Below are 22,682 nucleotides of genomic sequence, written 5' to 3'. Positions count from 1 at the left end.
TATCTTATGAGCACAAAAAGAGAACATTTCAACTTAAATTTACGAAAATCACTCTGAGGCAGAATTGGTTAAGGACAGGTTAGCAAAACTGGCCTGCATTAAAAAATTCAGGCACCACCCGAGGATGAAGCCTGAAACTATATGAAAAGGCATGATTTTCAGTGAAACTGTGCCTGTACCGTCGCGGTCAGTTCGGACAGCGAGAACGGTTTCGGCAGGAAGACGGAATTCGGAATCCGCGATTGCTGTTCGGAGAAATGATCCTCCGCATAGCCTGAGACGAACACCACTTTCACGCCCGGGCGGTGTTTCAGCGCCTCGGAGACCCAGCTCGGCCCGTCCATCCCCGGCATGATCACGTCGGAGACAAAAACGTCGATATGCAGGCTCTCGTCCTCCAGCGTTTCGAGCGCCTCCTCGGCATTCTCAGCCTCGATCACCGTATAACCGCGCAGACGCAACGCACGAGACGCAAAGGCCCGCACCGGCGCCTCGTCCTCCACCAGAAGGATCACGCCGGAGCCCCGTTCGGAACTCGGATGCGCCTCCGCGACTGGTTTGCTGGCCGCCTCGACAACCGCCTCTGCCTGCGCCGTATGGGCCGGAAGGAAGATGGTAAAGGCCGTGCCTGTGCCCACCACACTGTCGACGAAAATAAACCCGCCAGTCTGCTTGATGATGCCGTAAGCGGTCGACAGCCCAAGCCCCGTCCCCTCGCCCGTGCGCTTCGTCGTGTAGAAAGGTTCGAACACTTTCTGCAAACGATCCGGCGGAATGCCGACGCCCTGATCCGAGACGGTCACCACGACATATTCGCCGACCGGAACCGTCGCCCGGTCCCGAGTGAAAGCGTCGCGCAAAACTTCATTACGCGTCTCGATCTTGATCTCGCCGCCCGTCGGCATGGCATCGCGGGCGTTGACCACGAGGTTCATGATCACCTGTTCGAGCTGGCGCTTGTCGACCCGGATCGGCAGGAGCCCGGCGTCGTGATCAAGCGACAGGCTGACCTTTTCCCCAACCAGACGGTTCAGCAAATGAGTCAGATCGGACAGCGTATCGCGCAGGTCGATGACCTCGGGCTTGAGCGTCTGTTTGCGCGAAAACGCCAGAAGCTGACCGACAAGAGAGGCGGCGCGGTTGGCATTTTGATGAATCTGGACGAGATCGCCATAGTCCGGGTCGGCCTTGTCGTGACGCAGCAACAAAAGGTCGCAATGCCCTGAAATTGCAGTCAAAAGATTGTTGAAATCATGCGCCACCCCACCCGCGAGCTGACCGATGGCCTGCATTTTTTGCGACTGGACGAATTGTGCCTCAAGCGATTTCAGCTCGGTCGCGTCCGACAGCACAGCGATCAGTTCGATCTGGTCCTTCTTGCCTTCTCCCTTGCGTTCGACGCGGTTGAGAGAGATTTGCAGGAAAGTGTCGCTTTGCGGACGCGAGGCACGAACGAATTCCGGTTTACGCGCCCGCCCCATGGCCACATCCGTGACCCAGTCCTGTACCGGTCGACCAAGCCCTTCGACCAGATCGCTGAGGCTCAGCCGGTCATGCGAGGGGATCGCCAGAAGCTCCCGCGCGGGCCGGTTGGATTGCAGAATGCGCCCATCCACCGCCACTTTCAAAAGTGCGACCGGCAGTGCATCGAAGGCCTCCCACGCCCCCACGTTTGGTGTCGTTTCAGGAAGGAAATACAATTCCTTACGACCCGATCCTGAACTTTCGAATTGCGCAACCCGGGCATAGATCCGCCCCTCGACACCCGCCAGGACATGAACGTCGCCAGGCCGGATCGGCAGGTCCGTCACCACCCGGTCGAGCGTCTTTTCGCGATGTCCGATCAGACGCCGCATCGGTTCGTTCAGAAACAGCACCGTGTTGTTTTTCGACAGGGCAATCATCGGCAGAGAGATCGCATCGCCATCGAGCACGCCGCCGCGTTCGGCCATATCCTCAAGCCGCCACAGGAAACCGCTTTCCCCGATCAGATGCACAGAGAGCCGCATATGACCATGACGCATCACAACATCTTCGCGCGCGGCCCCCTTGGCGAGCGCCCGCGATTGCAACCGGCTGAGCGTTGCCCCGGGGGCGGCGAAAACGTCTTCGAGGGAGGAGAGCAATGTGCGCCCGCCGCGCGCGCCAAACCGTTCGATCGCGGCCCGGTTTTCATAGCCGATCACCCCGTTGAGATCGGTGGTGAAAGAGGGGGCGGCATCATTGGCGACGAATTCGGCCAGCGCCATATTGAGACGGTTGCGGACCACATGCTGGCGATGGCTCAGAACCCGCACAAGAACTGCGGCCCAAAGCAGTGCCGCACCGCCGCAAAAGAGGATGAGACCGAACTGCGGCCTCGGCAGAAGCAAGGCTCCGCCACAAAGCGCCAGCCCGCTCAGGGCAAGTCCCATGCTATAAGGTGCGATCCGTTCGGCCTGTTTCGACAACGGCCCTGCGGTCATGCTGGTGCTGAACACCTGTTCCCCTTTGCGTTTCTTTCCCCGACGGACCTGCCGAACCGGTTACGCAATGCGCAAGCCGGAGCACTGGTCCCCGGGCGTCCCCGATGTCTTGCCAATTTGGCCTATCCCGACCAAACCCGACAGATCACGGGCGAGTTTGGCGGTGATTTGGTTAACGGCCCTTTAATCGGCAGCACAAAACGAGGATAAAACGCGAATAACTGTCGGTAAAGTTGTATCCGCACATAATTTTACACGTTTGAACGAAAATCGCGTTTTACGTCAGATCAGACGTCGCAGCGTCGCAAAATAGAAACCGTCTCCCCCTTCCAGCGGGCTGATCTGCCTTTGCCGGATGAGTTCGAATTCGGAATGCCGCGCCAGAAAGCTTTCGACCTGCACAGCGTTTTCCGGCTTGAACAGCGAGCATGTGGCATAGGCCAGCACGCCGCCCGGACGCACGCGCGGGGCGACTTCCTCGAGAATCTCGGCCTGAAGTGCAGCCAGACGGTCAAGTCGGGCCTGGGTCAGCGCCCATTTGCCCTGTGGACTGCGGGAAAACGCGCCGGAACCGGAACAGGGCACATCACAGAGCACCAAATCGTAATCCGGCGCTAGATCCGCTTTGCGCGCGGTCGCAATGGTGATCCCGGCCCGGGAGGCGCGAGGTGCGATGTCCTGCATACGGGCGGGATCAACATCATGGGCGGTCAGACGCAGCGCCGCGCGCGCGCCCATGGCGAGGCTCTTGCCACCGCCTCCGGCGCAGTAATCCAGAACCTCCATGCCATCCTGCAAAGGCAAACCGTCGATGATCGCCTGCGAGCCTGCATCCTGTAATTCGACGATTCCCGTGAGATAGGCCTGAGAGCGCGCAACGGCGCGCGCGCCACGGGTGACTTTCAAAGCCGTTTCCGAAAGCGAATGCGGCACAGCCTCGATGCCGTCCTCAGACAGCAACTCAAGTGCATAGCTCAGGGTGGATTTGCCGATATTGACGCGCAGGAAGACATCGGAGCGCTGTCCCAAAAGCTCAAGCGCCGCGTCGCTGTCCTCCCCAAGGGTCGCGTCATAAAGCGGCAAAAGCCAGTCAGGACAATCGAGCCGGACGCCACGCGGGGCCGTTTCGAGCGCCGGAGGGGCCGCGCGTTCCTCGACGGTGAGCGGGCGCGGCGCGAAACGGTCTTCGCAGAACAGCGTGTCAGGGTCGACGCCCTGCACCCTGAGCGCACCGATCATCAACTGACGCCCGGAAGGGCGCGCCTCGCCTGCCCCGCCAAGCCAGCCATAGGAACGTTTGCAGCGCAGCGCATCGAACACATGATCTCGGATCGCAGCGCGATCTTTCGAGCCGGCAAACCGATGCCCGCGCGCCCAGTTGGTCAGGACGCGCTCGGCATTTTCGCCGGAGAGCACATCATCGAGACATTCAATCGCGGCGGACAGGCGGGCGGCTGGGGTCATGCGGGGCTCCGGTGGCGGATCGTCAGCGATCCCTTTCCCCAGACCTACACCGCCCGTCTGAGACAATCAACGCGCCAGAAGCTTGCCGATCAGCTCGGCATCCAGCACCCGATCGCCGCAATTGTCTTCGCCCGGCAAAGCTTTGCACAGGCTGTAGAGCCCCTTGAGCGTACGCGGTCCGGCAAAGCCATCCTGTGCGCCGCTGTAGAGCCCTTCGGCCTTGAGATCGCCCTGAAGCATATAGATCGCGAGGTTCGGATTGGCCTTGTAAAGCTCCTTGCCAAACCATGCGGTCATCAGGCCGGGGTTGGCTGTCGCGCCCTCTTCGATCAGCGCAGCCATTTTTGGCAGATCCTGCGTCATGCGGTGGGTCGCGGCCTCGATCGTCAGCCCGTATTGCGCCCGCTGATCCGCATTCAGAAGATCGCCATGGGCCTCAAGAGACGCCAGAGCCGCTGCCGGATCCTTGCGAATGTTGTATCGGTTGCCGTCGCGTTGCAGCGAAATCAGGTTGAGAAGTGCGGTGACATTGCCGTCTTCCGCGGCGGTTTCCAATTCGGCCAAGGCTTTCGGGCCGCTGGCTTCCATCGAAATCCCCCAAGTCGCGCGCTGCGATTCGAGCACGGCGATGCGTTCCTCGCCCGCCGCCCGCGCCTTGTCCGCGAAGCCATCGAATTTGGCGCGCGAATTCGGCCCGAGATAGCCATACATCGCCCCCTCCGCGAGCGAGACCCAAGCCCCGCTTTTGCCCATCTCACCGGCACGGATCAAATTGGTTTCGGCGGTTTGCCAATCCTTTTCGCTCCACATCATCATCGCGCCATAGGCCGCAAGGCCGGAGCCGTCCCCCGCGGCGGCAGCCTCTTCGAACAGCACCTCGGCGCGTGTCCAGTCTTTCGCCAGAGGCTTGCCATAGAGATAGAATTCCCCGAGCGCGACCTTGGCCTGAACATCGCCCTGAGCCGCCGCCTCTTCCAAGAGCGGCAGGCCACGATCGATGTCCTGCGGGATCACCCAGCCGCCGATCAATTGCTGACCCAAAACGCGCATCGCACCCGTGTCGCCCTGCGCCGCCGCCGCACTCAAAAGCCGGTCGGCCTCTGCGAGATCCTTGGCCACGGGCGTGCCCCAAAGATAGGCCTGCCCGAGCGCGGTCTGCGCCTTGGCATCCCCCGCCCCGGCGGCTTTCGCGAGCAAAAGCGTGGCCGCCTCAACGTCCTGATCGACCCCACCATAGCCCCAAAGCAGCGCGTTTCCAAGCTGAACCGCGGCGGCCATATCGCCCGCATCTGCGGCGGCTTGCAGCGCCGTGGCGTCCAGATCTTCCGCCCCGGCTGCGCCCGGCAGCGCAAGACAAGCAAGACTCACCGTCCCCCAGAGCGTGCTCCAGCGCGCAAAATTCCAAAGTCTTGAGTGCAGCATTTTCCCCTCCTCTTCCCAAGCCATGGGCGGAAAAGGTCATTTTTGACTCTCGCAGAGCCATCACGCGGGGTTCGGTATGAGGCGTCAATTGACCGCGTGAGCAGCACGTGAGTCCGGCACCATGGCCATGGGAGGATTAGACCACAAAAATCGGAAAATATCAATTTGCCATAGCGTCGCGACGCTGCGGTGCAGAAAATGAAAAAACGCCACGGTTTGACCCGTGGCGCTTTGTAGTCCAGTCGTCTCGACGCCTCAGCCGATGCGGTAGTTCGGGCTTTCGCGGGTGATCTGAACATCGTGGACGTGGCTTTCCTTGAGACCCGAGCCGGTGATCTTCACGAACTCGCAGTTTTTGCGCATCTCGGCGACGGTGGCGCAGCCGGTATAGCCCATGGAGGCGCGGAGCCCCCCGACCATCTGGTGCAACACGGTTGCGACCGGACCTTTATAGGGCACCTGCCCCTCGATGCCCTCGGGCACGAGCTTGTCGGAGGCCGCGTCTTTCTGGAAATACCGATCCGCCGAGCCGCGCGCCATGGCACCCAGGGACCCCATGCCACGGTAGGATTTGAAGGAGCGGCCTTGGTAGAGGATCACCTCGCCCGGGCTTTCGTCCGTGCCTGCGATCATCGATCCGACCATGGCGACAGAAGCGCCTGCCGCGATGGCTTTCGAGAAATCGCCGGAGAATTTGATGCCGCCATCGGCGATGATCGGGACGTCACCCGCCGCCTTGGCGCAATCCATGATGGCAGTAAGCTGCGGCACGCCGACGCCCGCGACCATGCGGGTGGTACAGATCGACCCCGGCCCGATGCCGACCTTGACCGCATCCGCACCCGCGTCGATCAGTGCCTTGGTGGCAGCGCCGGTCGCGACGTTGCCCGCGATGATCTGCACCTTGTCGCCAAACTCTTTCTTGGCGCGCGCCACCGCTTCGACGACGCCCGCCGAATGGCCATGCGCCGTGTCGATCACGATGATGTCGACGCCCGCGTCCACAAGGGCGGAGGAGCGCTCAAACCCCGCCTCGCCCACGCCCGTCGCCGCCGCAACCCGCAGACGCCCGAGCGCGTCCTTGCTGGCCGAGGGGTTCAGCACGCTTTGCTCGGTGTCCTTGAGGGTCAGAAGGCCGGTCAGACGGTTGTCCTTGTCGACGACCAGAAGCTTTTCGATGCGGCGCGCTTTCATCAGCGAGATCGCCTCGTCGCGGTCGGCGGGCTCTTGCAGGATCGCGAGATTGTCCGAAGTCATCACCTGAGAGACCGGCGTGTTGTCGGAAGTGGCAAAGCGCATGTCGCGGTTGGTAACAATGCCGACGATGCGACGGTCCGCGTCGATCACCGGGAAGCCGGTGAAATTATACTGGGCGCAGAGGGCCTTGGCATCGGCGATGGTTTGGTTCGCGGTCAGCGTCACCGGATTGTAGACGATGCCGCTCTCGAACCGTTTGACCCGGCGCACTTCGATGGACTGTTGTTCGATGTTGAGGTTCTTGTGGATCACCCCGATGCCCCCGGCCTGCGCCATGGCGATGGCCATGCGGGCTTCGGTCACGGTGTCCATCGCCGACGACAAAAGCGGGATGTTCAGCTGAATGGATTTGGTGACATAGGTCTTTGTATCGGCTGTGGACGGCAGCACGGTAGATGCAGCCGGAACAAGCAATACGTCATCGAAGGTAAGCGCCTCGCGAATCTCCATCGGGTCTCTCCATGGGGGATACGGTTTGGCACGTCCCTATTGCACGGATACCCCACAATGGAAAGGGCGTTTTGTGCGTTTTACGGCGATGCCCCGCAAGATTTAGGGCCGCGCTCCCCTCGGAGGCGGCCCTTTTTCGAGGTTTTGGCAGCAAAGGAAACCTTAGACCGTTGCGGCGTTGGTGGCTTTGGAGAGTTTGCCGCGCATCCAGATTTGCATGATTTTCGAGGCGATATAGACGATGATCAGCGTGGCGCCGACGAGTTCGAGCCCGCCGATGAGGCGAAACGCGCCCGGCGAGACGGAAGCCACGGCAAACATCAGGTTGGCAAAGGCCGCGAGCGGAAAGGTGAAGGCGCCCCAAAGCGCAGAGAACCCTGCCTTGATCAGATAGGGCGTGCCGAGAATGCCGATCACCAGAAGCGTGATGGCGATCAGTCCAAAGCCCGCCGCGGCGGAATTATAGCCCAGCAGGACCGAGACGATGCCGAAGAGCGAGAGCGGCGCGATATGGATCGCCAGAAGCGGACGCAGCGGCGCGGGCACATCTGCCTTGAGCGCCTGAAGCACGGAGATCAGCCAGATCGCCAGAGCGATCGGCAGAGTGGTCATGTAGATGAACTGCGACAGGCCAATCCAGCCCAGCGGTACGGCGGAAAGCGGCGCGAGGATGTAGCCGACGAAGGCCAGATGCCATGCAGGCGTCACACGGCGCTGCTCGGCGGGACCGATGGCAAAGGATCGGAGGGTCAGAATGGCCACGACGGTCAGTGCAATGAGCGAGAGCACCAGAACGGTTTTCGCCAGCCCCGCCGAGTAGGGCACGAGGGCGGCGGCGAAGAGAAAGCCGGTGTCAGCGCCCGCGGCAAGCCCCGCGCGGCCCGGCAGAATGCGCAGGTCCTCGGCGATCACCGAGGGTCGACGGGCCATCTTGGCGAAATAGGTCAGGAGCGCGAAGAGATAGAGCAGAGAGAAAGCGCCGAGGAGCATTTCCCCGATCCAGGCGGGCGCACCGGGGATCACCTTGGCGGCGTTGCGCCAGGCCAGCCCGAGGCCCATCAGCCCCATGATCGGCGGAAAGATCGCCGGCGGCGTGGCGCGCCAAAGCCCCTTGGGCGCGGCGTTGAAGGGTTTCGGCATGATGCGCGGCGGGGTCTGGGACATGGGATAAGCCTTCAAACATATATTTCGAAGGTTGAATATCACCCTGCCCTGCCCGTTGAAAGGATTTCATCGGGGCGTATCATGGGGCGCGACGTCGCGGGCGCAACAGGCCATAGTTACGCCCGATTTCCAAACTAAGGCTAACCCTGTTTGAACCAATATCGTTAACCAGATTCCATTGAGATAGCCGAATGAGCACAAGCACTTCACTGCCACGTCTTGCCGTCCTGATCGACGCGGACAATATGCCCGCCCGATATGCGACGGCCATTTTCGAGGAAGTTTCTTCCTTGGGCGAGGCCAGTATTCGCCGAATTTACGGGGATTTCAGCGGGGGCTGCCCACAGGGGTGGAAACAGGACGTGCTGGCCTCTCTCGCCATTGTCGCTCACCAACATTTCGCCAACACCACCGGAAAGAACGCCTCGGACATCGCCTTGGTAATCGACGCCATGGACATTTTACATTCCGGTCTTGTGAGCGGTTTCGTCCTTGTGTCTTCGGACAGCGACTTTACCCGCCTGGCAAGCCGCATCCGGGAACAGGGGCTGGATGTCTTCGGCATTGGTGAGGAAAAGACACCCGCCGCATTCGTCAACGCCTGCAAACGGTTTATCCGCGCCGAAAACCTCTCCTCACCCGACAGCGCATCCAGTGCAGAGAAGTCTGCTCAAACCAACATGGAGACCACCAAACGGGCGGCTCCGGTCAAACAGGAAAGTATCAAGCGCCTCATAGAGCGGGCGATGGACAAGATCGAGCAGGAAAGCGATTGGTATGCGCTCAGCCAGATCAGCAATGCCATACGAGCGACACGCCCCGATTTCGATCCCCGCAACTATGGTCATGCGAAATTCATGACACTGGTCGAGCATCTCAACGGGTTCGAGATCAAACGTCAGGGCGGCACCCAAGTGTCGGTTCGCAAAACATCTGCAAAACAGAAATAAGGCCGCCCAAAGGCGGCCCATTCAGCTCACAAGATTCACCCTTTCGGCCGCATCGACAGCCCGTCGGCGAAAAGATGCACCTTTTCCGGCGGCGCGGAGAGTTTCACGGTCTGGCCCTTGAGGCCCGCGTGAATGCCCGGCAGCTTGGCGATGATCGGATCGTTGCCGCGCTCGGCCACGAAATAGAGCAGCGTCACCTCGCCCAGAGCCTCCACGACATCGACCACACCGTCGAGGATCGCTTCGCCTTCGGCGAGGTGCATGTCTTCGGGACGCACACCGATATTGACGCGGCGGCCCATGTCGGAGGGCTCCGTCGGAATCGCGGAGGTGGCGATGCCCTCGCCGTCGAGCTTCACCCGGGTCATCGCGCCGGTCTCGATGATCTCGCCTGCCAGAAGGTTCATCGCAGGCGAGCCGATGAATTGCGCCACGAATTCGTTGTCCGGACGCTCGTAGAGATCGAGCGGCGAGCCGACCTGTGCGATGCCTTTGTTGGCAAGCACCACGATGCGGTCGGCCAGCGTCATGGCCTCGACCTGATCGTGGGTCACATAGATCATCGTGCTTTCGGGCATGCTTTCCTTGAGCTGGGCGATCTCCAGTCGGGTGGCGACGCGGAGTGCGGCGTCGAGGTTGGAGAGCGGTTCGTCGAACAGGTACACTTTCGGGTCGCGCACAATGGCCCGACCGATGGCGACGCGCTGACGCTGACCGCCCGAAAGCGCCTTGGGCAGGCGGTCGAGATAGTCTTCGAGTTGCAGGATATGGGCGGCGCGCAGCACCGCCTCCTTGATCTCATCCTTGGATTTCTTGGCAAGCTTCAGGGAGAAGGCCATGTTGTCATAGACGGTCATATGCGGGTAGAGCGCGTAGGACTGGAACACCATGGCGATGCCCCGCTGTGCGGGGGGCACATCGTTGACGCGCACCCCGTCGATCTCAAGCGTGCCGCCGGAGATTTTCTCCAGCCCGGCGATCATCCGCAAAAGCGTGGATTTGCCACAGCCCGAAGGCCCGACGAACACAATGAGTTCGCCGGTTGCGATGTCGAGATTGATGTCCTTGAGGACTTCGACCTTGCCGCCATAGACCTTTGCGACATTCTCAAGTTTCAGCTCCGCCATGACGCTCTCTCCTCGCGTTCTTATTGATCTTCGGGCTGTTCGCGCAGCATAAGCGCCGGTTGCCAAGGCCCGAGATGCAGTTTGCCGTCCTCCATCGGAGAGGCGGAGTTCAGCTCGCTGCCGACATGATGCCAGTTCCCCACCGGTGCGTCGAGCGTTGCGGGTTGATCGGACAGGTTGAAGACGCAATAGAGCTCTTCGTCGTCGTTCTTCCGCGTGAAGCTCAGGCAAGCACCCTCGACCTTCATATCCACCATCTCGCCCGTCATCAGCGCCTTGTGCGCATGGCGGAAGGCGATGGCACGGCGGTAGTGATGCAGGATTGCGCCGGGGTCGTATTCGGATTGCGCCACGGACAGCGACAGGTGATCCGGGCTGACCGGCAACCATGTGCGCGGCGCCTCGGAGAAGCCGCCGTGATGCTGGGTCTGATCCCAGACCATCGGCGTGCGACACCCGTCGCGGCCTTTGAACTCCGGCCAGAAGCGGATGCCGTAAGGGTCTTGCAGGTCCTCAAACGCCAGTTCCGCCTCGGTGAGGCCAAGCTCCTCGCCCTCGTAGATACAGGCCGAACCGCGCAGGCACATCATCAGCGTGGTAAACGCCCGCGCGCCCATCGGATCGAGATGCCAGCGCGACATATGCCGCACCACATCGTGGTTGGAATAGGCCCAGCAGGCCCAGCCATCGCCCGCCACCTCGGCGACCTTGTCCATCACTTCCTTGACATAGTCGGGCGTCGGCGTGTCGCCGGACAAAAGCTCGAAGGCATAACACATATGCATGAGATCGTCGCCGCGGGTGTATTCGCCAAGGATTTCGAGCCCGCGCTGTTCGTCGCCCACTTCGCCGACGGCGGCGGCATTGTAAGGCTCCATCACCGCGCGCAGTTTGCGCAGGAAATTGAGGTTCTCCGGGCGGGATTTGTCATAGACATGCTCCTGCCAGTTGTAGGGGTTCACCGCCGGGGCGGTTTTCGAGGTGCGCAGCTCCGGTGCCAGAGGTGGGTTGTCGCGCAGCTCGGCGTCATGGGTGTAGAAGTTGATCGTATCCAGCCGGAATCCATCGACGCCACGTTGCAGCCAGAAGCGCGCCACATCGAGAAGGGCGTCTTGCACTTCGGGTTCGTGGAAGTTGAGATCGGGTTGTTCGACGAGGAAGTTGTGCAGGTAATACTGCATCCGCCCCGCATCCCATTCCCAGCCCGAGCCACCGAAGATCGACAGCCAGTTGTTCGGCGGCGTCCCGTCCGGTTTGGCATCGGCCCAGACATACCAATTGGATTTGGCGTTGTCCTTGGAGGCGCGGCTCTCCGCAAACCACGGGTGTTGATCCGAGGTGTGCGACAGCACGAGGTCGATCATCACCTTGACGCCGAGGCTGTGCGCCGTGTCGATCACCGCGTCGAAATCGGCCAAAGTGCCAAACATCGGATCGACGTCGCAATAATCCGACACGTCATAGCCGAAATCCTTCATCGGCGAGGTGAAGAAGGGCGAAATCCAGATCGCGTCCACGCCCAGAGAGGCGATGTACGGCAGGCGGTTCACGATGCCCAGAAGATCGCCGATCCCGTCGCCGTTGCTGTCCTGAAACGAGCGCGGGTAGATCTGATAGATGACAGCGCCGCGCCACCAGTCTTTGTCACGGGTGAAGCCTGCGGAGGAAGAAGAAGCTGCGTTCATGATTGTGCTCTTTGGTTATTTCACGGACCCGGCCAGAAGGCCGCGCACGAGATATTTCTGCATGAAGAAGAAGACGGTCAGCGGTACGGCGATCGACACAAAAGCCGCGGTCGCGAGGATTTCCCAATTGCCGCCGCGCGTACCCAGAAGCTCGACGATCTGGCGCGTCATCACGGTTGTGTCGCCGGAGCTGTCGATCAGGAAGACGAGCGCCACGAGAAGATCGTTCCAGGTCCAGAGAAACTGAAAGATCGCAAAAGAGGCGAGCGCCGGGAAGGAGAGCGGCAGGATGATTTTCGTGAAAATCTGGAAATCCGTCGCCCCGTCGACGCGGGCGTTCTCGATGATGTCTTTCGGCAGGCCGACCATATAGTTGCGCAGCAGATAGATCGCGAGCGGCAGACCGAAGCCTGTGTGCGCCGCCCAAACCCCAAGATAGCCTTTGGAATTGCTCGTATCGCCCGGCTCAAAGCCCAAAAGCCGCCCGATGCTCCCCACCTCGGCAAAGCGCCGGGCGTTGTCGGCCATCGGTGTGCCGACGAGATCGACGAACCATTCGACCACCGCGCCATGGAAGGACAAAAGCGGAATGAGCGCCAGTTGCAGCGGCACCACGAGAAGCCCGACGATCACCGCAATCAGAAACGCGCGGCCCCGGAAATCCATCCACGCCAAAGCATAGGCTGCAAAAGCCGCAATCAGGATCGGGATGACGGTCGCCGGGATCGTCACGGTGAAGGTGTTGATGAAGGCCTTGCCCATCTTGTCTGTGGCTTTGCCCGAGAACAGCACCGTGCGGTAGTTTTCCAGAGTAAAGCTCGGCGGCGTTTTCGCGGTCAGGAACACGCGTTCGCCGCGCGAGCCGGTATATTCCGTGTCCCCCACCAGCCGGTAATCGCCGTTCTCCTCGACCGTCAACAAACCGTCTTCACCCAAATCGGCGGTGTCTCCGGCCTTATAGGCGTCGATGGACCGTGAAGTCGTTCCCCAGACGGAGATCTCGCCCGCCTTGGCACCTTCTTCAGCGAAAAGATTGCCCTCGATCACATATTTTCCATCGATCTGCTGCTGCGTCTCGGGCGGCGCGGTGCGGATCATCGTGTTCTGCACCTGCGGGAACAGCGCCTTCCACCAGCCGGAACTGGATATCTGATCGGCGGTGCGGAAAGACGAAACGAACAGCCCGACCGTCGGGAAGAGCCAAAGAAAGACCAAAAGCGCGACCGAAAGATGCGTGGCCCAGATCAATGCGGGTTTCTTGCCAGCGATATTGTCCATGATCCCGCTCCCTTACCGCATCTCTTTGCGTGCGTTGTAAACGTTCCAAACCAAGATCGGCGTCACCAGCAACATGATCACCATGGCCGCCGCCGAACCGACGCCCCAGTCGCGAGCGCGGAACAGTTGGTCGTACATGTAATTCGCGAGAACCTGTGTCTCCCATTGGCCGTTGGTCATAGCGAAGACGATATCGAAGACTTTCAACACGGTGATCGTGATCGTGGTCCAGACCACGACGATGGTTCCCATGATCTGCGGCACTTTGATGCGGAAAAAGATCTGGAACGGGTTGGCCCCGTCGACAATAGCCGCCTCGATGGTTTCCTCCGGCACGCCTCTGAGCGCCGCCGAGAGGATCACCATGGCGAACCCGGTCTGAATCCAGATCAGCACCACCATGAGAAAGAAGTTGTTCCAGAACGGCAGGGTCAGCCAGTTGATCGGCTCCGCCCCCCCGAGGCCAAGGTAGATCGCGTTCAGAATGCCGATCTGTTCCGTGCCCAGAGGCCGGGCATCATACACGAGTTTCCAGATCACCGCCGCGCCGACAAAGGAAATCGCCATCGGCATGAAGATCAGAGATTTGGCGATGGAACCCCAGCGGATGCGGTCGGTGAGCTGCGCCACCAAAAGCCCGAAACCGGTGGACATCGCCGGAACGACCAGAAGCCAGAAGGCGTTGTTGCGCATCGCCTCCCAGAATTTCGGGTCGTTCGACATCTTGCGGTAATTCTCGAGCCCGACATAAGCCCCGCCGAGATCGCGATCGGTGAGAGACAATCTGAGTGTCTCGATCACCGGATAGGCAAGGTACAGCCCAAGCGCCAACAGCCCCGGCAGCAGGAAGAGCCAGGGCCGGACAAGATTCGCCCGGTTGATGTTGCGCCCGGCATGCGTGCCACGAGCCGGGAAGATCACCTTGTCGAGAATGATATTGGAAAAATAGAAATAGCCGATACAGGCGCCGACGCCGATGGCGATGGTCAGAAGACCCTGAAAAGCCGGATGCATTGTCTCTCTCCCCTTCGATCTGTCGCGCCGCGGTCTCCTGACCGGACCTGCCCTCCCCGCCTGATCGTTTCTCCCCGAACCGGGGGCCATCTTGAGCGGGGCGGACGTGAAAGTCCCCGGCCCCGAAGGGCCGGAGAGCCTTTTGGGCTTAGACGCAGATTATTTCAGCGCATCCCAGGAGGCCTGGATCGACTTGGCGACATCCTCGGCGGATTTGCCGCCGGCGTAATCGACCATGCCGGTCCAGAAGGAGCCCGCACCCACGCCGCCCGGCATCAGGTCGGAGCCGTCGAAGCGGAAGGTGGTCGCGCCGAGCAGGATCTCGTTCATCGCAGCCGTCGCCGGATCGCCGAATTTCGACGCATCGACGCCTTTATGCGGGGTCAGGAAGCCTTTTTGCGACATCCAGACTTCATGCGCCTCAGGCGTTTCGAGGAATTCGATGAACTGATGCGCCGCCGGGCTGTCATTGGTGATCGCCCAAAGCGTCCCTGCGCCCAAAACCGGGTTGCCGAGATCTTTTTCAGCATAGGACGGGAAGTAGAAGAAATCGACGTCCTCACCCTCGACGGTGCCTTCCGGGAAATAGGCCGGAATGAAGGAGGCCATGCGGTGCATGTAGCACTGCGGCGGCGAGGTGAAGAGACCTTTCGGGCTGTCGCGGAAGTCAGTGGAGGCTACGGCGGAGGCCCCGCCGGAGACGAAAGCGTCATTGCGAGCGAACCAGCCGAATTCCTCGATCGCGGCGACCACACGCGGATCGTCGAATTTCACCTCGTTGGAAACCCAACCGTCATAGACTTCGGGCGGCTGCGTGCGCAGCATCATGTCCTCGACCCAATCGGTGGCAGGCCAGCCGGTCGCCGCGCCGGAGCCCAGACCGATACACCAGGGCGTCTCGCCATCGGCAACGATCTGTTCGGTGAGCGCTTTCAGTTCTTCCATCGAGGTCGGCACGTCATAGCCCGCATCCTCGAAGTTTTCCGGCACGTACCAGACCAGAGATTTCAGATCGACCTTATAGAAAAAGCCGTAAAGCGCCGGGTTTCCGTCGGGCCCCACAGACGTGCCGAGATCGACCCAGGATTCACCGGCGGCGTAATTGTCGCGCACCCAGTTTTCCACATCATCGCCAAGCGGCGTCAGAAAGCCACGCTTCGCCATATCTGCCGCGAGACCCGGCTGCGGAAAGACGGCGATGTTGGGCGCGGAGCCCGCTTCGGCGTCGATCACGATCTGCTGTTCAAAACTGTCGGAGCCGACATAGGCGACATCGAGACCGCTCTGTTCTTCAAAAAGCTCAAGGACCTTCTCGACCATTTCCTGATCGGCGCCGATCCACGGACCGGCAATGGTCAGATCCTGTGCCTGCGCGCCTCCAGCCATAAGGGCGAGCGTCGCAGCACCGGTCATAAGTGTCTTTTTCATGTAAAACCTCCCAGTTTTCATACCCGGACCCGGGCAAAAGAATCTTAGCGCTATCAGCCCGAAAATCAATCACTTCCATGGCCGTCAAAGCGCTTTGACCGCCCCAACCTGTCGGAAGCACACCCCAAAGTCAATGACACGGATCAAGAGGACTTCACGGCACAGAATATAACTTGTAACACTTCCGCAACGTCAGCTTGCGATGACATCACCGAGCATGACGGCTCGGCAGAAACTCCCATCTTTACCTTCGCCCCGACCTCGGTCTAGCGTGGTGGGATATCACGGACCACACCACAGCGCCCTGTGGCTCACGCGACGCAATACCATCAACGGGGATCACATGAACCTCAAAGAGCTTTCCACCCTGCTCGGCCTGTCCCAGACGACAGTCTCCCGCGCCCTCAACGGATACCCGGAGGTCTCCGAAGTCACGCGGCAAAAGGTCATGAAAGCCGCCCGCAAACACAATTACGCTCCGAACCCGCGCGCCCGAGGGCTCGCCACCGGACGCAATCACGCCGTCGGCCATATCATCCCGCTCTCCAAAGGCCATGAGATGGTCAACCCGGTTTTCGCCGATTTCATCGCGGGTGCCTCCGAGATTTACTCGCGCGAAAACATCGACATGCTGTTGACCGTGGTGCCCGACAGCGGCGAGGCCGACGCCTATCGCAAGATCGCGGCCAAAGGCTCGGTCGATGGGGTGATCGTCCATGGCCCCAAGGCAGATGACCCCAGAATCAAGTTGTTACGCGATATCGGCATGCCTTTCGTCGTACATGGCCGCTCCGGAAGCGCCGATGAAAACGACTATGCCTGGGTTGACATGAACAACCTGCGCGCCTTCGAGCGGGCGACACACTTCCTCATCGACCTCGGGCACCGGCGGATCGGCTTGCTGAACGGGCTGGAGGCGATGGACTTCGCAGCCAAGCGCCGCGAAGGCTATCGCGCTGCCCTCGAAGCCGCCGGGATCGCGGAAGATCCGGCCCTGTGCCACAGCGCCGAGATGACCGAGGAATTCGGCTATGTCGCAACGATGAAGGTTCTGAGCCTGCCCGAACCGCCGACTGCGCTACTGGCCTCGTCAATTATCATCGGTTACGGCGTGCGCCGCGCGCTCGACACGCTGGACTTGCGGATCGGCAAGGATGTGTCGCTGATCGTGCATGACGACGAGCTGTCCTATATGCGCAACGGCAGTTCAGAACCGATCTACACCGCCACCCGCTCCTCGGTAAAGCTTGCCGGGCGGATCTGTGCGGAGATGCTGCTCGACCAGATCGCCCACCCCGAGCGCCCGCCGCGCCACGAATTGCTCGATGCGGATCTGCTCATCGGCCATACAACCGGCCCCGCCCCCAAATAACCAAAACAGCCCCTTGCGCCAGATCATTGCACGACCGGCCCCGATGCGGTTAGCGCAAAATTCAAAGCGCTTTGATCTTGTTTGCCCCTGCGCCTTCCCACTATAAGCGCAGTTAGCCCTTCACAGATGGAGCATCCGATGACCCCGTCCCCCTCGCTCACCCGCAAAGATTTCCCCGACGGTTTCCTGTTCGGTGCCGCCACCGCCGCCTATCAAGTCGAAGGCCATAAATTCGGCGGTGCGGGGCCCTGCCACTGGGACAGCTTTGCCGCCACGCCCGGCAACGTGCTTCGGGCCGAGGACGGCGCGCGGGCCTGCGACCAGTATCATCGCTACGACGAGGACATGGACATTCTGAAGGCCGGGAATTTCGACGCCTACCGGTTTTCCACGAGCTGGGCGCGGGTGATTCCCGAAGGTCGCGGCGCGGTCAATCGCGAGGGGCTCGATTATTACGACCGCCTGACCGACGCGATCCTCGAACGCGGACTGGAGCCGCATGTCACGCTCTATCACTGGGAACTGCCCGCAGCACTTTCTGATCTCGGCGGCTGGACCAACCCGTCCATCGCGCGCTGGTTCGGCGATTTCGTCGAAGTGATCGACGACCGGATCGGCGACCGGGTCGCCACCTACGCCACGATCAACGAACCGTGGTGCGTCTCTTACCTGTCGCATCTGCTGGGCCATCATGCGCCGGGCCTGCGCAACATCCGCGCCGCTGCACGCTCCATGCATTACGTGCTCAAGGCCCATGCCGAAGCCGTCGCCCGCCTGCGTGCCCATGGCCGCAACAACCTCGGCATCGTGCTCAATTTCGAGCACACCCAGCCCGCTACGGATGACCCGAAAGACATTCGGGCCGCCGTCACACAAGACGCCACCCACAATCGTTGGTTCATCGAGGCCATCGCCAAGGGGCGCTATCCGAAAGAGGCACTCGAAGGGCTTGAGCCACATCTGCCGCATGGCTGGCAGGAAGATCTCAAAGCGATCTCGCGCCCGATCGACTGGCTCGGCGTCAATTATTACACCCGCAATCTTGTGGCCCATGATCCGGAGAGCCCATGGCCTTCGACCACCCCGGCGCAGGGTCATCTCGCCACCACCCAGATGGGCTGGGAGATCTGCCCGGAGGGGCTCGAGGCGCTGCTGTTGCGGCTCAAGGAGAGCTATGTCGGCGATCTGCCGATGATGGTGACGGAAAACGGCATGGCCTGGGACGATCACCTGCGCAATGGCGTCGTGGACGACCCGGAGCGCTGTGGTTTTATCCGTGACCATATGGCGGCGATGCAGCGTGCCATTGCGACCGGTGTCAACCTCAAGGGCTTCTTCTACTGGTCGCTTCTGGACAATTACGAATGGGCCTTCGGCTATGAGCGGCGCTTCGGGATCGTGCATGTGGATTTTGACACGTTGAAACGCACCCCCAAAGCCTCGTATCACATGTTGAAAGACCTTCTGGAACGGACCTGAGCCATGCCGCAACATCCCGCCGACACTCTCACCCTCGTGGCCGACATTGGCGGGACCAATACCCGTGTGGCGCTGGCCGACGGCGTAAGCCTGTTGCCAGAGACGATCCGGCGCTATTCGAACCGCAAGTTTCCGGGGCTCGAAAGCGTCTTGCGGCAATATGTCGAGGATGAGGGCGGCGTGGATTGCAAGGGCGCCTGCGTGGCGCTCGCCGGCCCGGTGCGCGACGGGGTCGGCACGATGACCAATCTCGACTGGACCATCGACCGCGACACGCTCAAACGGGCCACGCAAGCCGAACATGTTTCCATTCTCAACGATTTGCAGGCGCAGGGCCACGCTTTGGGCCTGATCGCACCAGAGAACATCCGCCCGGTGATCGAGGCCCCTGCCGCCCCCTCGCAAGCCGTGCGTCTGGTGATCGGCATCGGCACCGGCTTCAACGCCTCTCCGGTGTTCGAAACCGAAACCGGCCGGTTCGTCGCCCCCTCCGAGAGCGGTCACGCCAATCTGCCGATCCGCACCGCGCATGAGCTCAAGCTCTGCGCATTCGTCGAGACCGCGCACGGGTTTCCCGCCATCGAAGACGTGCTTTCGGGCCGTGGCCTCGAACGCACCTACCTGTTCCTCGGCACCGAGGCCGGAACCCCGCGCGAGAAATCCGCCGCCGACATCATGGCCGGTGTCGAGAGCGGCGAGGATGCCATCGCCACCGAGGCCGCCCGGCTCTTCGTCCATATGCTCGGCACCGTGGCCGGAAACCTTGCACTCATCCAACTGCCCTTCGGCGGCATTTACCTTGTCGGCGGCGTAGCCCGTCACATCGCGCCTTACCTCGATCGTTTCGGCTTTGACGAGGCGTTTCGCGACAAGGGACGCTTTGCCGGTTTCATGAAGAATTTTTCCGTCTCCGTGATCGAAGACGACTATGCGGCGCTTACGGGATGTGCCTCGCACATGCACAACATCTACCCATAACCCTTTATTATAAAGTGTATTTCAAAAATATCCGCACGATTTGTCGTAGATTTTCGCGGCGTCCATAAAAATCGAGGCACGTAACCTCGTTTTAACTCCCTTGCCCTTACACAAGGTCTCGTGACCGCAGTTGTAAGGGAAATTCGAGATGTCTCACCCCTGCCGTAAAAAAGGCGTGCGCACATGACCACACATGTGCAACTCCACGACCGGCTCGATTATCAATCCGTGGCTCCCCTGTTGGCGGAGCTCACCGCCATCACCGACGATACACTGGTGATCGATGCCGGTAATGTCCGTCATCTCGGCACCCTGCCGCTTCAGGTGATCCTCTCCGCCATCAAGACGCGCGCGGCGCAAGGCAAGACCACGAGATTGGCCCATGCCTCCGACAACTGCATCGATATGCTTGGCCTCTTTGGCTTTACCCCCGAAACCCTGACCCAACCGGAGGCCTGGACATGAGTCTGGAAGTTCTCGCTGTCGACGACAGCCGCACCATGCGCGACATGCTCAATCTCGCCCTGTCATCGGCGGGCTTTACCGCCCATCTCGCCGAAGACGGCATTCACGGGCTCGAAGTGCTCGAAGACATCGAGCCCGACGTGATCATCACCGACATCAACATGCCACGTATGGACGGGTTCGGTTTCATCGACGCCGTGCGCTCCGAAGACAAATGGAGCCGCATCCCGATCCTTGTGCTCACGACAGAGAGCGCCGACGAACTCAAGGCCAAGGCCCGCGCCGCCGGTGCCACCGGCTGGATCGTCAAGCCGTTCGACCCCGCCAAACTCGTCAAAGCTCTCCAAATGGTGGCTGGTTAAGAGGTTCCCATGTCCGACCCGATGGCAGAAATCCGCGCCTCCTTCTTCATCGAATGCGAAGAACTTCTGGAAAGCCTCCAGGATGGCCTGCAACTGATGGATGACGGCGACACCGACCCGGAAACGATCAACATCGTGTTCCGTGCCGTGCATTCGATCAAAGGCGGCGCCGGGGCTTTCGGACTCGACGATCTCGTCCATTTCGCCCATCGGTTCGAGACCGCGATGGATGAGGTGCGCGCCGGGCGTTTTCATCCGGATGGTGAGGCGATCCGGCTCTTTTTCACCTGCGCCGATGTGCTGGGAGATCTCGTGCGTGCCGCCCGGGACGATGACGTCGTCGCCTCCGACGTGACCGATCCGGTGCTGGAAAAACTCGAAAAACTCGTCGGCGTCGAAGACGAATCCGAAGAGGATCTCGATTTCACCCCGGCCACCCTGTCACTGGATTTGTCTCTGGATTTCGGGGGCGATGCAGGCCTGCCTGGACTTCCCAATCTGCCAGATTTTCCCAATCTCTCCCCCCTGCCCATGGCCGGACCGGACGAGGACACTCTTCCGTTGACCGAACCACTTCCTACCAGTGAATCGATCGCTGGCAGCAAAGGTTTCATCGTCTTCTTCAAACCCGAGCCCGCACTCTATGTCTCGGGCAATGAACCGCTGTATCTCTTCCGCGCCCTGCGCGACCTTGGCGATCTGGCCGTGACCTGTCACGCAACCTCCCTGCCCGCTCTCGACCAGATCGATGCCGACATCGGACACCTGTCCTGGACCCTGACCGTTCATACCGAAGAAAGCGAACAGGCCGTGCGCGAGGTGTTCGAATTCGTCGACGGGCTGTGCCAGCTCGACATCACGCCGCTTTCGGCCAGCACCGCACCGGCGACAGCCGCTCCGGCCGCAGTGGCCCAAGTTCTGCCCCCCTTGCCGCCTCTGGAACCGTCTTCTCCTGTCGCAGCAACCCCTCCTGCGCCTCTGCCCCCGGCGAAACCCGTGACAGCGATGGTTGCCCCCGAAACGCTCGATGACGAAGAACCCGCCAAACATGTCGAGAACACGCCCGCCGAGGGTGCGGCCCCGGCAAAAACCACCGGCACCCCGACACAACCGCGCGCTACGGTGCGGGTGGATCTCGAACGCATCGACCGGCTGGTAAACCTCGTCGGCGAACTCGTCATCAATCAGGCCATGCTCAGCCAATCGGTGACTGAGGCTGGCCTTCCGCCGAACTCACCGGTCTCAACGGGTCTTGAAGAATTCCTGCAACTCACGCGCGACATTCAGGAATCTGTGATGATGATCCGCGCCCAGCCGATCAAATCCCTGTTCCAGCGCATGGGCCGGATCGTCCGCGAATCCTCCGCCTCCGTTGGCAAGGAAGTGCGCCTGCATACAGATGGCGAAAACACCGAGGTCGACAAGACCGTGATCGAACGCCTCGCCGACCCGCTCACCCATATGATCCGCAACGCGGTCGATCACGGGCTCGAGAACCCCGAAAAACGTCTTGCCGCAGGCAAATCCCGCGAGGGTCACGTGATGCTCACGGCGCAACACCGCTCCGGTCGCATCGTGATCGAAGTCAGCGATGATGGCGCTGGTATCAACCGCGAGCGCGTGAAGGCGAAAGCCATCGAAAAGGGCCTCATCCCCGCCGATGCGCAATTGACCGATGGCGATATCGACAACCTTTTGTTCCTGCCCGGTTTCTCCACGGCGCAAGAGATTTCGAATCTCTCCGGTCGTGGAGTCGGTATGGATGTGGTCAAAAGCTCCATTCAGGCGCTCGGCGGCCGGATCACGATCACATCTCAAGAAGGTAAAGGCACAACCTTCTCGATTTCCCTGCCCCTCACTCTCGCTGTGCTCGATGGCATGGTGGTGCGGGTGGCCGACGAGACCCTCGTCGTCCCGCTCAACGCCATTCTCGAAACACTCACGCTCACCGATGACGACGTCAAGGCGCTTGGCCCGGAAACCCACGTCGTTCAGATCCGCGGCGGCTTTGTCCCCCTGCTCGATCTCGGCGCGGAGCTTGGCTATCGCACGCCGCAGGAGAGCTATGTCGGTGGCATCGTTCTCTTGATCGGACAGGAGGACGGCAACCGCGCGGCTCTGGCCGTGGATGCGATCGAAGATCAACGTCAGGTCGTCATCAAGGGGCTCGAGGGCAGTTACGGCCGTGTCCCCGGCATCGCCGCCGCCACCATCCTCGGCGACGGGCAGATCGCACTCATTCTCGATCCGACCGATCTGGTCAGCCAGGCCTCCGGTCGCACCCGTCCCCGCACCCCCCAACATGCTCATGTAGGATAAGAC

The 22,682-nt window shown here is 61.0% G+C and carries 17 protein-coding genes; 7 read left to right on the top strand and 10 right to left on the bottom strand.

Going from position 1 to position 22,682, the window contains the following annotated elements; genetic code table 11:
• Positions 1-158 precede the first annotated feature (158 nt).
• From V1471_RS03660 to V1471_RS03640, 5 genes are all read right to left on the bottom strand, one after another.
• On the bottom strand, positions 159-2,465 hold the full coding sequence (locus V1471_RS03660) for an ATP-binding protein (protein WP_434290853.1): 2,307 nt from the start codon (positions 2,463-2,465) through the stop codon (positions 159-161).
• Positions 2,466-2,747: 282 nt separating this feature from the next.
• On the bottom strand, positions 2,748-3,929 hold the full coding sequence (locus V1471_RS03655) for an RsmB/NOP family class I SAM-dependent RNA methyltransferase (protein ID WP_434286950.1): 1,182 nt from the start codon (positions 3,927-3,929) through the stop codon (positions 2,748-2,750).
• A 66-nt stretch (positions 3,930-3,995) separates the two neighbouring features.
• Positions 3,996-5,351 (bottom strand): tetratricopeptide repeat protein, encoded by a 1,356-nt coding sequence (locus tag V1471_RS03650; protein ID WP_434286949.1) that lies wholly within the window; start codon positions 5,349-5,351, stop codon positions 3,996-3,998.
• Between the two features lie 255 nt (positions 5,352-5,606).
• Positions 5,607-7,058 carry an IMP dehydrogenase gene (gene guaB, locus V1471_RS03645; RefSeq protein ID WP_434286948.1) on the bottom strand — a complete coding sequence of 484 codons (1,452 nt, stop codon included), beginning with the start codon at positions 7,056-7,058 and terminating at the stop codon, positions 5,607-5,609.
• A gap of 162 nt (positions 7,059-7,220) precedes the next feature.
• Positions 7,221-8,222: a tellurium resistance protein gene (locus tag V1471_RS03640; protein WP_434286947.1), complete on the bottom strand. Its 1,002-nt coding sequence runs from the start codon at positions 8,220-8,222 to the stop codon at positions 7,221-7,223.
• A 191-nt stretch (positions 8,223-8,413) separates the two neighbouring features.
• Between V1471_RS03640 and V1471_RS03635 the strand changes: the two genes are divergently transcribed.
• The gene (locus V1471_RS03635; protein ID WP_434286946.1) at positions 8,414-9,172 is read left to right on the top strand and encodes an NYN domain-containing protein; all 759 of its coding nucleotides are present in this window, start codon (positions 8,414-8,416) and stop codon (positions 9,170-9,172) included.
• Between the two features lie 35 nt (positions 9,173-9,207).
• Here the strand turns inward: V1471_RS03635 and V1471_RS03630 are convergent, their stop codons facing one another.
• From V1471_RS03630 to V1471_RS03610, 5 genes are all read right to left on the bottom strand, one after another.
• A complete protein-coding gene (locus tag V1471_RS03630; protein WP_434286945.1) occupies positions 9,208-10,299 on the bottom strand; it encodes an ABC transporter ATP-binding protein in 1,092 nt (363 codons plus the stop codon).
• Positions 10,300-10,319: 20 nt separating this feature from the next.
• Positions 10,320-11,984, bottom strand: a complete 1,665-nt coding sequence (locus V1471_RS03625; RefSeq protein WP_434286944.1) for an alpha-glucosidase — start codon at positions 11,982-11,984, stop codon at positions 10,320-10,322.
• 15 nt (positions 11,985-11,999) lie between these two features.
• Positions 12,000-13,262 (bottom strand): carbohydrate ABC transporter permease, encoded by a 1,263-nt coding sequence (locus V1471_RS03620; protein WP_434286943.1) that lies wholly within the window; start codon positions 13,260-13,262, stop codon positions 12,000-12,002.
• 12 nt (positions 13,263-13,274) lie between these two features.
• Positions 13,275-14,276 (bottom strand): carbohydrate ABC transporter permease, encoded by a 1,002-nt coding sequence (locus V1471_RS03615; RefSeq protein WP_434286942.1) that lies wholly within the window; start codon positions 14,274-14,276, stop codon positions 13,275-13,277.
• A 159-nt stretch (positions 14,277-14,435) separates the two neighbouring features.
• On the bottom strand, positions 14,436-15,704 hold the full coding sequence (locus tag V1471_RS03610) for an ABC transporter substrate-binding protein (protein ID WP_434286941.1): 1,269 nt from the start codon (positions 15,702-15,704) through the stop codon (positions 14,436-14,438).
• A 343-nt stretch (positions 15,705-16,047) separates the two neighbouring features.
• On the opposite strand from V1471_RS03610, the gene V1471_RS03605 reads away from it, so the two are divergent.
• The 6 genes from V1471_RS03605 to V1471_RS03580 all read left to right on the top strand — a co-directional run bounded on the left by V1471_RS03605 (position 16,048) and on the right by V1471_RS03580 (position 22,679).
• Positions 16,048-17,076: a substrate-binding domain-containing protein gene (locus tag V1471_RS03605; protein WP_434286939.1), complete on the top strand. Its 1,029-nt coding sequence runs from the start codon at positions 16,048-16,050 to the stop codon at positions 17,074-17,076.
• 138 nt (positions 17,077-17,214) lie between these two features.
• Entirely contained in the window at positions 17,215-18,555 is a 1,341-nt protein-coding gene (locus V1471_RS03600; RefSeq protein WP_434286938.1) for a GH1 family beta-glucosidase, read from the top strand.
• Between the two features lie 3 nt (positions 18,556-18,558).
• Positions 18,559-19,533 carry a glucokinase gene (locus V1471_RS03595; RefSeq protein ID WP_434286937.1) on the top strand — a complete coding sequence of 325 codons (975 nt, stop codon included), beginning with the start codon at positions 18,559-18,561 and terminating at the stop codon, positions 19,531-19,533.
• A 183-nt stretch (positions 19,534-19,716) separates the two neighbouring features.
• Positions 19,717-19,998, top strand: coding sequence for an STAS domain-containing protein (locus V1471_RS03590; protein WP_434286936.1), 282 nt, complete (start codon positions 19,717-19,719; stop codon positions 19,996-19,998).
• Complete coding sequence (locus V1471_RS03585) at positions 19,995-20,360, top strand: response regulator (RefSeq protein WP_066704896.1); 366 nt, start codon at positions 19,995-19,997, stop codon at positions 20,358-20,360. Before V1471_RS03590 ends, V1471_RS03585 begins: the two co-directional genes overlap by 4 nt.
• A 9-nt stretch (positions 20,361-20,369) precedes the next feature.
• Positions 20,370-22,679, top strand: a complete 2,310-nt coding sequence (locus tag V1471_RS03580; RefSeq protein WP_434286934.1) for a chemotaxis protein CheA — start codon at positions 20,370-20,372, stop codon at positions 22,677-22,679.
• The last annotated feature ends 3 nt before the right edge of the window (positions 22,680-22,682 follow it).

This window comes from Celeribacter sp. SCSIO 80788 (assembly GCF_051054295.1).
Taxonomy (GTDB): Bacteria; Pseudomonadota; Alphaproteobacteria; order Rhodobacterales; family Rhodobacteraceae; genus Celeribacter.
Note: the sequence above shows the minus strand (reverse complement) of the source record. Positions and strands in the feature narration are given on the sequence as shown.